Genomic DNA, 14,573 nt, shown 5'->3' with positions numbered 1-14,573 from the left:
TTTTAGAATGTGCCGCCGTGGCAGGTTCAATGTCGTGCCTCCGGCCCCCTTAATGTGCCGCCGTGGCGACGTCCGTGGCCGGCAGCAGCCGGAAAATATTCACCGTCTTGCAGGCGTCAAAGGCATGCTCCCGCTTCAGCAACACCAGCTGATCGACGTGAAAAGTATCGTGGAAGGTCTTCCGCGAATAGTCGGGCATCGCCTTGTTATAAACCTGCTCCGTCAGCCCCCCGGCGATCGACAGATAGGGCCGGCCGATCAGATTTACCGGCGGACAGCCGCTGCTGCGGACAAAATCATCTATCGCCTTCAACTGCCGTATCAATTCCCGGAAAGGCTGCGGGTCCTGCACCCGCAGATAGATCGTGTGCGGCGGAAATCCGCTGAAGTTGTTAAGGGTGAGATCGAAGCTTTCGTAGCGATTGCAGATGCGCTGGATCCAGCGGATCAGCGTGTCTTCCATCGGCTCACCCGCCTGAAAAGCAGCAAGAGTGATATGCGGCCGGTTACGGACCGTCATCTGCAGCCCATAGTCCGTGGAGAACTGCTGCTGCTCCTCCTGTAACTTTTCCTGCAGTTCGCCATACGGATAGACGACAAGCAGGTATTCAGCCCGCCGCGAAGCAGATCCAAGCCGGGGCAAAATTGCCCGTCCTGGCTGCGGGGAGCCTATTTGTGACGACAGCGTCGTCGATTGATTTACTAACCCGGTTTCCATAAAAATGATTTTATACGATCAATAATTTAGTATAAATTTACTAAATAAATTAGTACACAAAAAATTATTTTCACTGCCCCAATATGGAGATCGAACAATTCACCACAGAACCATTCATTCAAAACAAAACATCCACCTATTTTATGCGGGTAAGCGGCGACGCCATGACCGGAGCGGGGATCTTTAATGGCGACCTCGTAGTCGTCGACAGAAGTGCAAAGGCGGCAAGCGGAAAGATCGTGATTGCCAATCTCAACGGCGAGATGCTGATCCGCCGGCTCGAAAAAACCTTCAATAAGATCCGCCTGGTGCCGGAGACGCCCAGGCTCGCCCCCATCGATGTCGATCTCTCGGGCGCAGAATTCGCCGTCTGGGGAGTGGTCACCTATGTCATCCATGCCCTATGACCCTTGCATTCGCCTAAATATCAGTCATCTATCCCTTTAATTCAATTTTAACAGGCAGGGATTAAATCTTCCCTCTCCACGCCTATCTATATATACAAGGATGTCAACGGAAAAACACATCCGCTAACTTAAAATCGACAGATATGAAAAAGGTAATGCTCGTCACCGCCGCTCTGGCCGCCAGCCTCATCGCTACCAAAAGCTATTCTCAGGTATATGTAAACGCCCATGTCGGTGTCCGCCTCCCCGGCGTCCGGGTGTATGTTGCTCCGGCCCCCGTTTACACGGCGCCCGCACCGGTCTACTCTTCTCCCGCACCGGTTTACAACGATCCCGCATATGATGGCGGGTACTATGCCCCTCCCGCAACCTGCGAAGCCGAATTCCCCGGTTATGTCTATTATGACTATCCTGCCTGGGGCGGTCACTATCGCGATCGGGTATACTACTCCCACTACCGGCCGTATTTCGAACGAGACCACAGGGCCTATTTCAATGGTGGGCGCTTTGACCACGCAAGGTGGGAACGCCAACGCTATTATGCCCGTCCCGGCGCAGGCCACAGAAGGTGGTAATCACTCATAAAAGCTTGAAAGAAATCATTTTAAGCCACTTTTAACCGGTTTGATTCAATATCGGCACCGGAATTGCGTTCCTTATCTCAAATAATAAATCTTCTAACTTTAAATGATGTTTTATGAAAACAAAATTGTTTGCTCTCGCTATGATCGTCGCCGGTTCGCTGGCAGTTCAGTCGGCCAGCGCCCAGGTTCATGTGAGCGTTAATTTTGAAAGAGATTATCCCGGCTATACGTATTATTCCTATCCCCGCTGGCATGGCCACTACCGCGATCACGAATACTACGAACATTATCATGCCCGCTTTGAAAGAGAACACCGCACCTATTTCCACGGCCGTGAGTTTGATCGTAACCGTTGGGACCGCGAGCATCACAGACGTCATTAATCACTGTCTTTGACAGGAGAAACTTTCACAAAGGCCGCACGACTGGGTGCGGGTAAGGGCGCATCAGCGCCCTTTATTGCTTTCCAGATGATCTCATTGAAAAGATGATCGGGAACGCGGTCCTCACGGGTCAGATCGATGCCCGATGATTTCTTTGCCCATTCATTCGACGCAGTATTTTTTTCCCGCAGATCGATGTTCGCCGGCAGCGCCTGGAAAGGCGTCAGGTCGGGTGTCGACGTAAAACATCTCCACATCGGCGTTGAAGCGGCATCGTATTGGGTCATCGGCGGAACGCCCAGGATCAGCTCGATGGTTCTTAATACCGAGGTCGTAGAATACATCGTATGATCGACAAAATGGTGCTTCACCAGGCCGCCGGCGATATACACCGGGCTACGATGCGCATCGACATGATCGGGACCATTCTGCGCATCATCCTCGAGCATAAAGACGACGCTTTCTTTCCAGATCGGGCTCTTGCTGAGATATTCCACAAATTCACCGACGGCCAGATCGTTATCCGCCAGATAGGCAAAAGGCGTCGGTTGTCCCCGGCGCAGCCCCGCGGTATGGTCGTTGCCGATACGGATGATGTTCAGCCGCGGTACGGAACCGGCTGCCATCAGCGAATCGAAGTCCTGCTTCCACTGGCCGAAGCGGGTGGTGTCCTGTACCGTCAGGTCCCAACCCGTATAGCCCGCGCAATAATGGTCCCGCAGCGCGGTGATCAGCTTGTTGGGCGCGCCATCTTTTTTCGGCCCGCCTCCGTCGCCAAACTCGCCATAGCTCCGGTAGCTAACCCCAGCACGCCGGCAGTCATCCCAGATGAAACCGTCCTTGTTGTTGGCCACGGCCCGGTTACCCTCCGCATCATATACTCCGCCACGACCGCCATAAGCGGTCGGCCAGGTCTTTTCCAGATAGTCCGTAGCATAAGCGCCCATACTCCAGTTATGACCGTCGGCGCTGACCTCCGCGTTGACATAGAAGTTATCCAACAGCGCAAACTGGTGCACCAGTGCATGCTGGTTGGGGGTGATCCGTTCGCCAAAAAGTACGAGGCTGGTGTCGCCATTCCCCTCATGAACATCGCCGAGCACCTGGTCGTAGGTCCTGTTCTCCTTTATAAAGTAAAAGACATATTTTATCGGCGAAGGGTTGCCCACCTTCATCGGCACCGGGTTGCCTTCTTCTCCATTGGTCATCAGTTCGCCCTCCTTTGTATAGGGCGTGTTCTGATACACCTGCTGTGAGTACTTTGCCAGCAGGGCCTCATCCGGCTCGGGGATGATGCTCATCGTCCCCCGGAAAAGACCGGCGATATATTGCACCGGCTGCGTCCGGTGAAGGTCCCCCTGCTGGTAGTTTACCTCCTGCCGGCGCCCCAGCGGGTTGGGACCCTGCGGATTGGCCAGCGAGGTAAAGCCCTTGCCGTTGGCGACCCAGATCTTCCCCCGCAGGACCTGTACTGCCGTTGGATACCAGCCGACGGGGATAAAACCCCTGGACTTGCCCGCGCCGGGCTGGCTGACATCAAATACGGCCAGACAATTGTTATCGGCGTTTGCAACATACAGGGTCTTCTCGTCCGTGCTCAGGGCCAGCGCATTCGTCGTCGATCCCGGCAGCGCATTGGCATATAACGCGGCATTCAGCGTCTCCACCACCTTGCGGTTGCGGATATCGATCACCGATATAGCGTTATCATTCGCGTCGGCCACGAACATCCAGCGATTGTTCTTTGTCAGACACAGATCGTTGGGATTGTCGCCAACCTTGATCTCCCCTGAAAAGCTGCGTTTTTCGGTATCGAAGATCAGCAGTTTGTCACAACCCCAGCAGGTGATGTATAATTCCTTTCTGTCGCGGGAAAGGCGGCACTTATAGGCTTCGCCGCCAAGATCGAAGCGTTGGATAACCGACCGGGTGGCCAGATCGGCGATATATAAAGAATTATTATCCTTCGTCACGACATACAGCAAACCCCGCTTGTCATCGATATCCAGTCCGGCAGGAGAGATCTTCTCCGGCCATTTCTTACCCAGGGCGATCGAGTCCATCAGCACCAACCCGGGGCCACCGGGAGCCGGACTGGGATTGACCCTGTATTTAAGGATACAATTGTCATTGCCGCCTGAGGCGTAGAGATATTTATCATCGGCGCTGAACTTCAGGCCCAGCCAGGATTTCGGGATGACTACGGTGTCCATTACTTTTTCCGCGGCGACGTCGATCAGCTGCAGCGTCTGGGTGCTCTGGCCGTTGTTGGTCACGGCCACATATTTCCCCGAACTGGATACCGCGATATTCAGCGGCAGATCGCCGAGCGGCAGCGCGTTGCCCGCCGCCGGGGTCAGTGTCCAGCCGTTAGGCAATAAAATTTTTTTTACAGTGGTATCTGCTTGGGAAAATGCGGTGAAACAGAGGCAGGTGGCCAGCAGGCCGGTGATAATCTTCTTCATACGGGATAAAATTATCGTGTTAAGACGATCAGCTGCGGGGTAGTCCCCAGAATTAATAGTTTTATAATAGCGGCCAGGTAGCAGCGTTCTTACGGGAACATCCTTTCCGCCTCTTCGGCCGAAGCCGGCTTACCCACGTCGATCAGCTTCGAATGGCTGTGATCGAAACCGCGGAGAGCATGGCCGGCGGCGAGGTCGAGATAAACATCTACCATCGAGAATTTCCCCTCCCGGTTCATCAATGGGAAAATAGCCGGGTCGATAACATGGATGCCGCTGAAGGCTTTCTGAAGCAGCTGGCCGGGATCCGGCCGTGCTAGCCGCTCCTGCCCCGTTTGGACATTGCGCCAGCCACATAGCTCATCCTCTCCGTTAAAAAGAAAATACCGGGAAGTGCTCCGGCCGGTTACAGCCAGCGTCGCCAGCGGCCGGTGCCGGAAGTGATCGGCGGTCATCGCCGCGAGGTCCATGTCCGTTAGCATGTCCACATTCATCAGCACAAACGCACCACCCTCGAGCAGGGGCCGGGCCTTTTTCAGCCCGCCGCCGGTCTCCAGCACTTCCGCCGTCTCATCGCTGATGGAATAACGGCTTCCCCAGCCTTTGTTCGTCTCCAGGGCTTCGATGATCTGCTCCGCAAAATGATGGACATTGATGACGACATCCCGGATGCCGAAGCGTTGCAGGTATTCGATATTGCGTTGCAGAAGTGATTTGCCGTTGACAGGCGCCAGCGCTTTCGGATGCTGGTCCGTCCAGGGTTTGAACCGGGTGCCAAGACCCGCGGCCAGGATCATGGCCCGCTCGATCGGCGCTGATGCAACGGTACTCATGCGCCAAAGATAACCCACTCCCGGCAGATTGGGGAGTATCTAGAGGACGATGTTCTGCAGGATCTCGCTTTTCTGCGGATAGTCGGTATTGTAATGCAGGCCCCGGCTTTCCCGCCGGAAGGACGCTTCCTTCACGATAAGATATCCCACGGTGATGATATTCCGCACCTCGCAAAGCTGCGGCGAGACGGTGGTGGTCTCATAAAGGTTCTCTATCTCTTCGTGCAGCAGATCGAGCCGCTTCATCGCCCGTTGTAAACGCGTATGCGTCCGGACGATCCCCACATAGTCGCTCATCAGCAACTGCAATTCCTTACCGCTCTGGGTGATCAGGATCATTTCCTCGGGCTCCGTCGTTCCTTCGGCATTCCAGTCGGGAATATCCGTCTTGAACCCAAGCGCCTCCACGCGGTGAACGCTGTCGATATAGCTGCGATGGGCAAAAACAAGCGCTTCCAGCAGGGAGTTGCTGGCAAGGCGGTTGGCGCCATGCAAACCGGTGGAGGAGCATTCTCCGCAGGCGTACAGAAAATTTATGGAAGTGCGCCCCCATTCATCGACCTTGATACCACCACAACTGTAGTGGGCCGCCGGCGCCACGGGGATCATCGTGGTGGCGACGTCGATCCCGATCGACTTGCATTTGGCGTAGATGTTCGGGAAATGTTCGATAAATTTTTCAATATCCATATGCCGGCAGTCGAGATAGACATGCTCGGTACCCGCCCGCTTCATCTCGCTGTCGATGGCCCGGGCCACGATGTCGCGGGGCGCAAGGTCTTTACGCTGATCATATCGCTCCATAAAGGCCTCGCCTTTGTCGTTGCGCAGGATACCACCGTCGCCGCGTACGGCCTCGGTGATCAGGAAAGAAGGACTGACACCCGCCTCAAAAAGCGCGGTGGGATGGAATTGGATGAACTCCATGTTCTCGATCCGGCCCTTGGCGCGGTAGACCATCGCTACGCCGTCACCGGTGGCGATCTTTGGATTGGTCGTCGTCCGGTACGCCTGGCCGTTCCCGCCGGTGGCCAGCAACGTGATCTTCGAGAGGATCTTTACTATTTTATTCGTGTGCTGGTCGAGGGCATATACTCCATAGCATTCGATGTCCGGCGTCGACTTGGTCACGAGATAGCCAAGATGGTGCTGCGTGATCAGGTCCAGGACAAACCAATGTTTATGGATCTCGATATTCTTCTGTTTGCCCACCGTCTCCAGCAGGGCCCGTTCTATTTCCTTCCCCGTCACGTCCTTGTGATGAAGGATGCGGAATTCAGAATGACCGCCTTCGCGGCCCAGCTTAAAATCGCCGTCGGGATCTCTGTCAAACCGGGTACCCCAGTCGATCATCTCCTGGATCCGGGTGGGGCCTTCCTTGACGACGATCTCCACCGTGTGGGGATTGCAAAGCCCGTCACCCGCCACCAGCGTATCCTGAATATGTTTGTCGTAACTGTCGTTCTCGAAATCGGTGACCCCGGCGATGCCGCCCTGGGCGTACTTGGTGTTGGTCTCATCGACCCGGGTCTTGGTGATGACAAGAACCCGTTTGTCGGGAAAATGCTGTGCTACCTTCAGCGCATAGCTAAGGCCTGCGATGCCCGAGCCTATGACCAGGAAATCTGTTTGTTCCATATACGTGAAATAGCTGCAAAGATAGCCTAATATTCTATCGTATATTCAAACTGCTCCGGGTGGTCGAGGGCGTCGATGAGATTGTATTTTAAAGTGACGGACTTCTTGTCCTCCGATAACTTGGCCGTGGGATTCGAGATCTTTTTTGCGGGTCTTGGCAAGGTAATGGTCGTCGAATAATTAATCTCCATGCCCATCTGTGAAGCCTGTTTCATCTGCGCCATCTGCGGGTTATTGGTAAGCGCCTTCCATTTTTCCTTGTTCACCGTCCGGGTCATCAGTCCGTCCTTGCTTGTAAAATTGTAGATCCCCGTGAACTGGCCGAGATCGGGACTTCCAGCGCCGCCTTCGTCACCGCCCATCCCGCCAAGCAGCTTGGTGCTGCCGAATGCGGAACCGTCGCTCATGATCGTATACAGCTTCTGCAGATTCTCCTGGCTGGTAAAAGGGAAGATCATATGGGTCTTGAAGATCTTGGCCTCCAAATTCAACTGGAGATGGACACTCCCCGGCCGGAGCAGCGCCTTTTTCTCGGCGCTGAGGGTCGTGCTGGTGTCGACGACATCCTTCAGGTAAACCGTCGTATCCATGGTCTGGATCCCCTTCTTGGCCATTTCCTCCTTGCCCATATAGGTCTGGAGGATATCGATCATCTGGCTCATATCCATGTCCTCGGTCAGCTGGCCGCTGCCGTCTTTGTTGATCACCACTTGTTCATCGATGTCGAGACAGCCCGTAAAACAAAAAGCCAAAGCCAGCGGCAGAAGTATTTTGATCATCTTCATTGATATCCTAATTTGACCGCCAAATTAATTTAATCCTCGACGCTAACCTTATACCGTACGGTAAATATTTGCGAATGTCCGGGTGGCAGCAGCAAAAGACCCATTTTATTATTAAAACAGTCGGGTGCGCCGCTGAGATTTTCTACGGCAATGCTGTCGCGGCTGTTTGGAGTATAGATCTGCAGATAGGGATAACCCCGTTCGGGGAAGAACGAAACGCGCAGGCCGTTGGCCGGATTAAACAGTTCACAGGCAGCGCTTACCAGCCCGGGTTTTAACACAAAGCAATTGTCCAGGAAGGTATCGCCGAGCGGCCGGGCCGTCGCAAAAGCTCCATATTGTGTCAGGCCCCCGGTAGGCACCAGGCGGTCGTCGAAGTCCACGATCGCCTCTGAGTGGAATTGCAGCAGCCATTCATCGGCTCGGCCGCCAAGCCGCCAATACGGATGCCAGCCATCCGCCATGGGGATGACGGTATCGCCGGCATTGGTCACTGTCGTAGTCACCTCGAGATTATTGCCGGGATGGAGCTCGTACCGGACCAGACAATGGTAATGAAACGGATAACCCTCGTCGTCGGCATTGTAGATATATTCCATCGCTACCGTGGCGGCGCCGTCCGCATTTTCCGCGGTGACCGTAAAGGGCTTATCGTACAATAACCCATGGATCGCCGTCCCATCGCCAAAAAGATGGCCGAACCGATATTCCCGGCCCTCGAACTGATAGACCCCATCGGGAATGCGACAGGGAAAGGGGGAGAGCTTCGGGCCCTTGAAACTGCGGGACATTTCTTTTTTCAGTTCGGCAGCATCGTGGTAGTTGTCGATAACATTAAAGAGCGAGCCGTCCTTTTGCCGGACAAGGAATTCATGGAGTGTAGCGCCATGCCCGGGGAGCAGGGCGACCGTCGTGCCGTTGTTTTCATCGGTAAGGGTCACCAGGTGGAGGCCGTGCTGATCAACATGCCGGATCGTGAAGTTCATGATCGTTGAGATATATTTCCTGCAATGTATCAAAAACCGGCTGAAATCGGCTGTCGATCGTGATGACGCCGCCGGCCTGGATACACGCCTGCCGGCGATACAACGCCTCCCCCGCATATTCGGGACAATACCGTCGAAAATAGCCGGGACCCCCGCCGGTATGGGGTATCGAATCCAGCACACCCAGATCGGCCAGCGCCAGGGTGGCCGAACCAACCGCCACCACCACCCGCCGGCCCAGCGTGGCTTTTATCAGCGGGAAGATCTCCAGGTTGTCGCCTTTCTCCCACTGGTCGCCGCCCGGCAGCAATAAAATATCAAAATCGTCCGGCCGCATCCCCGCCAGATTGGTATGCGGCAGTACTTGCAGGCCGCTGCGGGCAGTGACCGCCCGCCCCCGGTTGGAAAAAGTTTCCAGAACAAAGTCCCCGGGCTGGTTGATCGCCGCCATCGCCAGCGCGAGCTCACAGTCGGCAAAGCCGTCGAAGAGAAAAGCGGCACAGGTTCTCTTTTTCATGATAAAAGTTTTTAACAAAGTCCGATCTGTATCTCGGTGATCTGGTTATCGGGGTGGTCGGTGTCTATATGCAAAAAAGATTCGGCATAAATTCCGTTCATTTTCAGTTGATTCTCTTCTATATGCTGCATCATCTGGGCATAGTGTTGAGCGATGCCCTCCCAGGGGCCCTCATATCTGGAAGAAAGACAACGAAAAGCAGGGATCTGTTTAAAAAAAGGAAGAAGGGCGGTCGGGATCTTTCCCTGCACCGGCAGGGCCACCTCCAGCGTGAAACGCGTATCGGGCCGGCCATCCACGCCATGGTAGAACCAGTATTGCGGGCCGCAGACCAGCAGGTCCAGGTCGGCCACATACCGGTAGAGCTCACGGGCGACCGTGCCGGAGTCCGCCATGCTGGGCAGATCGGCCAGCCGGGCCTGCCGGGAAGAGTAAAGAACGGTCATGGGAGGTTGCGTTCGAACAAGCATACAAGTGTCGGTTTCCACAAAGGAACAACCTCAAAGTGACAACAGTATGTCAGTAGGACCGGTGATGTGCGGAACATTTTTCTGCCAGCTCGAGCGCCATGGTCTTGAGTTCATCGGGCGAGTCGATCCGTACGCCGTCCGAATACATCAGCAGCCACCGGGAGAAATAAGGGAGATTGGAAACAAGGAACTTCATCCGGACGCGGTCCTCGCATACCTCCTCCGAGACGAACCCGTTGAGATATTTTTGTTCCTGCAGATATTTGACAACCTGCTTGTCAAATAGTACGATGGCTTCCCGCAGGTCGTTGCCCTCCCGGATCCGCTCGATGTATTCCTTGATGGAAGGATGTGCGCTGGGGTCGAAGAAGATCTCCTCCAGAACGACCCCCAGCATCCGGCTGAGCCGGAAATCCCGGTAGTCATTGCGCAGATGACACCAGCCAATCAGGTGCCAGGCGGAGCCATAATGAAGCAGCCCGATGGGCTCCACCTTCCGGCGGGTGACCTCTTCTTTAAGATTGGACCGGTAATGCAGCTGAACCAGTTTTTTGTGCACGATGGCCTGCTGCAGCAGGGAAAGATATTGCTGTGGGGAGTCGCTGTCAGGGGTATACCGTGAGACGATCTCGATATGTTCAGTCAGGCTCTCGACATATTCCTTGTCGGGCGAACGAAGCACGGCCTTTATCTTGAACAACGCGCCATGAAAATGCCTTTTGACGGAACCGTCGGTAAACTGTTCGGCCAGTTTGGCGCCCAACAGCAGGGCGCTGGCCTCTTCCTGGGTGAACATGACAGGCGGCAGCCGGTAACCTTCCATAATGGTATAGCCGGACCCGGCCTCGCCGATGACAGGCACGCCGGACTCATCCAGGGCTTTGACATCCCGGTAAACCGTCCGCAGGCTGATGTTAAAGCGATCGGCCATTTCCTGCGCCGTCACTTTTTTCTTGCTCTGCAGATGGGTGAGTATGGCATGAAGTCTGTCTATGCGGTTCATAGTGTCACAGGTGTAGTGGCAGGCTCGATCCAGACATCGCTGTCCTTTAACAGATTGATCAGTTCTTCAAGGGCAATGGCACTGTCCACCGATCGCTTGACGATCTCTTTTCCTCTGTAGAGCGTTACCCTGCCCGGTCCGCTGCCGACATAGCCAAAATCCGCGTCGGCCATTTCGCCGGGGCCGTTGACGATGCAGCCCATGATGGCGATCTTCACGCCTTTCAGATGGTGGGTCACCTGCCGGATGCGGGCTGTTGTTTCCTGCAGATCGAAAAGGGTCCGGCCGCAGGAAGGGCAGGAGATATATTCCGTTTTAGAGATGCGGGTCCGTGCAGCCTGCAGGATGGAGAAAGCGATATTGTTGAGAAACTGATGGTTGTTCTTTGTTTCAAGATAGGTGCGGCCGCTGACTCTCGTGTTGACGATCTTTGCCGGATCGTTCATCAGCCAAAGTCCGTCCCCCATCCCGTCGAGCAGCAGGGCGCCCGACTCGGCGGAGAAATGGATCAGCTGTTCGTCGATGGTTTGGTGCTCGCTCTCTACGGCCAGGATCACCGGGACGCGGATATCCCGGACCATCAGCTCCATAAAGAACCGTCGCACCGAAAGCAGACTCTGGGGATGAGAGCTATAGCAGCAAAGCACGACCGTAGCGTCGTCGCGCAGGGTCTCTGCGAGAGGAATGGACTCATCGCCTGCCGCATCCACCGCGATGAAGTTGAGGGTGTCGGAGCGTTCGCCCGCGGGATCATATTGCGATCCCTGGAACAGTGGGATATACTTTTCGCGTTGATCCAGTTCCAGCCATTGTTGATGATCGCAAACCGGCCGCAGCGTTCCTGGAAGGTCGAAGCCGATAGTCTTTTTGCCGGTGTAGAGATAGTCTGCCGCGGCATCTCCGATATTCCATTTATCGCTGGCGGCGTCATAGGCATAACCGATAGCTTTGAGGTCTTCACGATGGATGGCCGTCGCCTTCATGAAGTCGGCCACCACGACGGGGACATGGGTGCCGCCGATATTCGCCAGCCCGCGCGTGACCCGCCGCCGGTATTCGAAGGGAGAATAAGGCAGCTTCGCGATCGGGGGGATCGCGGTTGCTCCCGGTTCCCGCTGTTGATAGCGTTTCACCAGGTCCTGGCAAACGGGGATCTCGAATTCCGGGTCTTCGGTCAGCGAAACGCGGATGGTGTCGCCGATGCCGTCTTCCAGCAGCGTGCCGATACCGATGGCCGATTTGATCCGGCCGTCTTCGCCGTCCCCGGCTTCGGTGACGCCGAGATGCAGCGGATAACAGACCCCAAACTCCTCGTCCATCTTGCGGATCAGCAGGCGGTAGGCTTGCACCATCACCTGCGGATTGCTGGACTTCATGCTGAGGATGATATTGTGATAGGACTCGTTACGCGCCACCCGCAGGAATTCCATGGCGCTCTCCACCATCCCGATCGGCGAGTCGCCATAGCGGCTCATGATCCGGTCGCTCAGGGAACCGTGGTTGGTCCCGATGCGCATCGCGGTACCATATTCCTTACAGATCTTTACCAGGGGGGTGAAGCGTTGACGGATGCGATCGATCTCTTCGTTGTATTCTGCATCCGTATATTCGATATGCTCGAACTTCTTTTTGTCGATATAGTTGCCGGGGTTGATCCGCACTTTCTCCACGATGCGGGCCGCGATCTCCGCGGCGTTCGGCGTAAAATGAATATCTGCCACAAGTGGGGTGGTATAGCCCCGCCGACGTAATTCATTCTTGATATTCAATAAATTCTCGGCTTCTTTCTTGCTGGGTGCGGTTATTCTGACCAGCTCGGCGCCGGCTTCGATACAGCGGATCGACTGTTCCACCGTGGCCAGCGTATCCATCGTGTCGGTGGTAGTCATGGTCTGCACCCGGATGGGATGAAAATTGCCAAGCAGCAGGTCGCCGATCTTTACTTCAAGGGTGGGCAGCCGCGAGTACCGGGTGAGGGAATGACAATAGGTTTGCATAAGGAGGTAAAGTTACAAAGAATTGCCCAAGAGCGTACCACGGGTCCGCCGGCGCGAATCACCAGTCTTTCTCCGGCTGGTTAGGCGCTTTCACCTTATTTTGCTTCATCTTATTCTGCAGATCGTTCTCCTTCTGTTCCAGCGCTTTCAACAGCTGCTCCACCTGCTGTTTGTTCAGCCGGCTGGGTTGCGGCTTGGGCTGTTGCTGCTGTTGCTGATCCTGGTCTTTTTTGTCGTCTTTCTTGTCCTTCTGATCTTTCTTCTGGTCCTGCTGATTCTTTTGCTGTTGCTTCTGTTGTTGTTTCTGCTGGATAAGCGCCCGTTCCAGGTTCTCCCGCGCATCGGCATCCGTGGCATCCAGTTTGAGCGCCTGCTTCCAGGCATCGATGCTTTCCTGTAGTTTTTTTTGTTTGATCATCGCCACGCCCTTGTTATAATACCCTCTTTCCTGCATGGCCTTGTCGTTGGCGCTGTTCTTTACTGTAGCATCATATGAATGGGTGGCTTCGTCGTAGTTATTCTTCCTGAACTGGGCGTTGCCCAGATTATAATTTGCCGTGGGATTGTCGGGCGCCTGCTGAACCGCGGATTGATATTGCCGCAGCGACTGATCGATCTGCTTCTTCTTATAGAACCGGTTCCCGCTGCGAAGCTGCGCATTACCGGCCTGCGCCGCCGCCGGCAGTGCCGCGATCAGGATTCCCAGGACCAGCAACGTCGTACGGACGGCCGCACCTGCGGGCACCCGGGCGGAGAGGCCCGGCCTGGCGTCCTTTTTTTTCCTCCGCCGCTCCGACAAAAAGAATTCGATCACCAGCAACAAAAGCGCGGCACCCGCGAGCCACTGGAAATAGCTCTTGTAGTCGATGAACTCGGCGTCGCTCATCGATTTCTTCTCGGCACTGTCGATCCGCTGAGTCATCGTGATCAGCGCATCATCGATATTATCCAGCCGGATGTATTCCCCGTTGGTGGTATTTGCCAATTGTTGCAATTCGGTTTCGTTGAGCTTGGAGATAACGGTATTTCCCTGCTCGTCTTTCTTTAACTCGTTGGTGGCAGGATCGACTATCGGCGACCCATCGGGCGAACCGATCCCGACAGCATTGATCATCACCCCATTCTTCGCCAGACCCTGAGCCACTTTCATCGCCTCTGGATCATGGTCTTCCCCATCCGAGATCAGGACGATCGATTTATATTTCCGCTCCTTGCTGTTAAAAGCGGTGTTGGCCATCTGCAGCGCTTCCCCGATCACCGTACCCTGGGTCGGAACAGCATCCGGACTGGCCTGCTGGATATACATCCTCGCCGCGCCGTGATCGGTCGTAAGCGGCATCTGAAGATAGGAGCGGCCTGCGAAAAGGATCAGCCCGATGCGATCGTTATCCAGTTTATCGGTCAGCAGCAACAGCAGTTGCTTGGCTTTCTCCAGCCGGCTGGGTTTGATGTCCCGGGCCAGCATGCTCTTGCTGACATCCAGCACCAGCATTACGTCCACCCCTTTCCGCTGCACATTCTCCATGGCTCCGGGCCTCTGCGGATTTGTCGCCGCCAACACGATGATCAGGAAGGCGAGAAAAGCCACGGTCACTTTGATCCCAAAGCGCCAGGGCGAAAAATTGCCGATCAGTTGCTGGACAAGTGCAGGATCGCCCATCCCGGCAGCCGTTTTCTTCTTCCAGCTTATCAGGAAGTAAAACGCAGCCCCCAGTAGCGGAAGAGCCCCCAGGCCGATGAGATAGTCGCTATGTTCGAGTCGAAACATTTCTCCAGGCAATATACGT

Annotated in this window: 14 protein-coding genes; 3 read left to right on the top strand and 11 right to left on the bottom strand. The window is 55.1% G+C overall.

What is annotated here, in order from left to right; all coding sequences use genetic code 11:
- Positions 1 to 49: 49 nt before the first annotated feature.
- Complete coding sequence (locus VGM48_RS12395; RefSeq protein ID WP_331579519.1) at positions 50 to 718, bottom strand: 2'-5' RNA ligase family protein; 669 nt, start codon at positions 716 to 718, stop codon at positions 50 to 52.
- 83 nt (positions 719 to 801) lie between these two features.
- Between VGM48_RS12395 and VGM48_RS12390 the strand changes: the two genes are divergently transcribed.
- From VGM48_RS12390 to VGM48_RS12380, 3 genes are all read left to right on the top strand, one after another.
- Complete coding sequence (locus VGM48_RS12390; protein WP_331579517.1) at positions 802 to 1,125, top strand: LexA family protein; 324 nt, start codon at positions 802 to 804, stop codon at positions 1,123 to 1,125.
- A 143-nt stretch (positions 1,126 to 1,268) separates the two neighbouring features.
- Positions 1,269 to 1,700: a hypothetical protein gene (locus VGM48_RS12385; RefSeq protein ID WP_331579515.1), complete on the top strand. Its 432-nt coding sequence runs from the start codon at positions 1,269 to 1,271 to the stop codon at positions 1,698 to 1,700.
- A 122-nt stretch (positions 1,701 to 1,822) separates the two neighbouring features.
- Positions 1,823 to 2,092, top strand: a complete 270-nt coding sequence (locus VGM48_RS12380) for a hypothetical protein (RefSeq protein ID WP_331579513.1) — start codon at positions 1,823 to 1,825, stop codon at positions 2,090 to 2,092.
- Here VGM48_RS12380 and VGM48_RS12375 read toward each other — a convergent pair.
- The 10 genes from VGM48_RS12375 to VGM48_RS12330 form a co-directional block, all read right to left on the bottom strand.
- Positions 2,089 to 4,557 (bottom strand): bifunctional YncE family protein/alkaline phosphatase family protein, encoded by a 2,469-nt coding sequence (locus tag VGM48_RS12375; RefSeq protein WP_331579511.1) that lies wholly within the window; start codon positions 4,555 to 4,557, stop codon positions 2,089 to 2,091. The genes VGM48_RS12380 and VGM48_RS12375 overlap by 4 nt on opposite strands.
- A gap of 89 nt (positions 4,558 to 4,646) precedes the next feature.
- The gene (locus tag VGM48_RS12370; protein WP_331579509.1) at positions 4,647 to 5,390 is read right to left on the bottom strand and encodes a nucleotidyltransferase family protein; all 744 of its coding nucleotides are present in this window, start codon (positions 5,388 to 5,390) and stop codon (positions 4,647 to 4,649) included.
- A 39-nt stretch (positions 5,391 to 5,429) separates the two neighbouring features.
- Positions 5,430 to 7,028 (bottom strand): L-aspartate oxidase, encoded by a 1,599-nt coding sequence (gene nadB / locus VGM48_RS12365; RefSeq protein WP_331579507.1) that lies wholly within the window; start codon positions 7,026 to 7,028, stop codon positions 5,430 to 5,432.
- 26 nt (positions 7,029 to 7,054) lie between these two features.
- On the bottom strand, positions 7,055 to 7,813 hold the full coding sequence (locus tag VGM48_RS12360; protein ID WP_331579505.1) for a hypothetical protein: 759 nt from the start codon (positions 7,811 to 7,813) through the stop codon (positions 7,055 to 7,057).
- Positions 7,814 to 7,842: 29 nt separating this feature from the next.
- The gene (locus VGM48_RS12355) at positions 7,843 to 8,799 is read right to left on the bottom strand and encodes an aldose 1-epimerase (protein ID WP_331579503.1); all 957 of its coding nucleotides are present in this window, start codon (positions 8,797 to 8,799) and stop codon (positions 7,843 to 7,845) included.
- A complete protein-coding gene (locus VGM48_RS12350; protein WP_331579501.1) occupies positions 8,774 to 9,316 on the bottom strand; it encodes a DJ-1/PfpI family protein in 543 nt (180 codons plus the stop codon). The genes VGM48_RS12355 and VGM48_RS12350 overlap by 26 nt, the downstream gene beginning before the upstream one ends.
- An 11-nt stretch (positions 9,317 to 9,327) precedes the next feature.
- The gene (locus VGM48_RS12345; RefSeq protein WP_331579499.1) at positions 9,328 to 9,786 is read right to left on the bottom strand and encodes a GyrI-like domain-containing protein; all 459 of its coding nucleotides are present in this window, start codon (positions 9,784 to 9,786) and stop codon (positions 9,328 to 9,330) included.
- A 49-nt stretch (positions 9,787 to 9,835) separates the two neighbouring features.
- Positions 9,836 to 10,789 carry a YafY family protein gene (locus VGM48_RS12340; protein WP_331579497.1) on the bottom strand — a complete coding sequence of 318 codons (954 nt, stop codon included), beginning with the start codon at positions 10,787 to 10,789 and terminating at the stop codon, positions 9,836 to 9,838.
- The gene (gene ispG / locus VGM48_RS12335; RefSeq protein ID WP_331579495.1) at positions 10,786 to 12,786 is read right to left on the bottom strand and encodes a (E)-4-hydroxy-3-methylbut-2-enyl-diphosphate synthase; all 2,001 of its coding nucleotides are present in this window, start codon (positions 12,784 to 12,786) and stop codon (positions 10,786 to 10,788) included. Before ispG ends, VGM48_RS12340 begins: the two co-directional genes overlap by 4 nt.
- 58 nt (positions 12,787 to 12,844) lie before the next feature.
- Complete coding sequence (locus VGM48_RS12330; RefSeq protein ID WP_331579493.1) at positions 12,845 to 14,554, bottom strand: VWA domain-containing protein; 1,710 nt, start codon at positions 14,552 to 14,554, stop codon at positions 12,845 to 12,847.
- Between the last annotated feature and the right edge of the window lie 19 nt (positions 14,555 to 14,573).

It is taken from the genome of Puia sp., from assembly GCF_036500295.1.
Taxonomy (GTDB): domain Bacteria; phylum Bacteroidota; class Bacteroidia; order Chitinophagales; family Chitinophagaceae; genus Puia.
The sequence above is the reverse complement of the archived record's forward strand: the minus strand, read 5'-3'. Positions and strand labels throughout refer to the sequence as shown.